This is a genomic window from Halomonas llamarensis (genome assembly GCF_023555005.1).
In the GTDB taxonomy this organism is placed as follows: domain Bacteria; phylum Pseudomonadota; class Gammaproteobacteria; order Pseudomonadales; family Halomonadaceae; genus Vreelandella; species Vreelandella llamarensis.
In genome coordinates this window covers 1-838 of record NZ_JAMJPJ010000087.1, presented here as the reverse complement: position 1 = coordinate 838, position 838 = coordinate 1, and the positions used below count along the sequence as shown (strand labels likewise).

2 protein-coding genes are annotated in these 838 nt (G+C 55.1%); both read left to right on the top strand.

What is annotated here, in order from left to right; genetic code table 11:
* On the top strand, positions 1–288 hold a 288-nt coding region (locus M8006_RS17685; RefSeq protein WP_250084528.1), incomplete at its 5' end, for a hemin uptake protein HemP.
* A gap of 118 nt (positions 289–406) precedes the next feature.
* The gene (locus M8006_RS17680) at positions 407–745 is read left to right on the top strand and encodes a TonB-dependent receptor plug domain-containing protein (RefSeq protein ID WP_250084525.1); all 339 of its coding nucleotides are present in this window, start codon (positions 407–409) and stop codon (positions 743–745) included.
* The last annotated feature ends 93 nt before the right edge of the window (positions 746–838 follow it).

The window sequence follows — 838 nt, the reverse complement described above, 5'->3', positions numbered from 1 at the left end:
CAGTGTTCATCCGTGAGCATTTGTCGGGGCATCGCAAGCTCGCAGTTTGTTGGCGTGAGAACCTCTATTCTGCGAGCTTGCCCCTATCCTGCCAAATCATCTTCGATCAAACGTCAACACGCCCTAACCGATAAAGGCACTCGCCGGGGAGATACGTCGGCATCTGCGCCCCGCGAAGTGGATAGCAGTGAGTTACTCGGCCGTTCAGGGCAACTGATTATCCACCATGAAGACCGCCGCTACGTATTGCGCCGCACGAAAAGCGGCAAGCTAATCCTTAACGCCTAAAGCGCTTAACATCCAAGCAGCACCTGATTTAACGATTGATCAAGCAACGCCAGCCAGGTAGCCCATCGCACCCAGCCAGCGACCTCTTCCACTTACCTCTGTTGGAACTCTCTGGCTTATGAACCACACACGCGCTTTTGGTGGCCTCTTGTTAACCTGTCTTCCGCTGTTAGCCGCTCAAGCAGATGAGGCCGAACTTAACCCAGTAACGGTCACCGGTACTCGAGTGCCTACCGACCTTTCCCGGGCACCGCTGATTATCGATACAATCGACCGCGATGACGCCGTGCTGGGCACCGCCAGCCGAGTGGAAGACGTGCTAAGCCGTCAACCCGGCCTGCATGTGGCTGGGCAAGGCCGCCGCAATGGCCAAACCTTAAGTATGCGCGGCTTTGGCAGCAACGGGGTGCTGGTGCGCTTGGAGAGTTATTGTCAAATTTTGTGTATGACCGTTTAGGCGGCGGTCCTATCTGACTGATCTGTTAAGGGCTCCCCATCCTGGAATTTCACGTTATTCACGACCAGTTCCAGTTTGTTGAACCCCGCTATT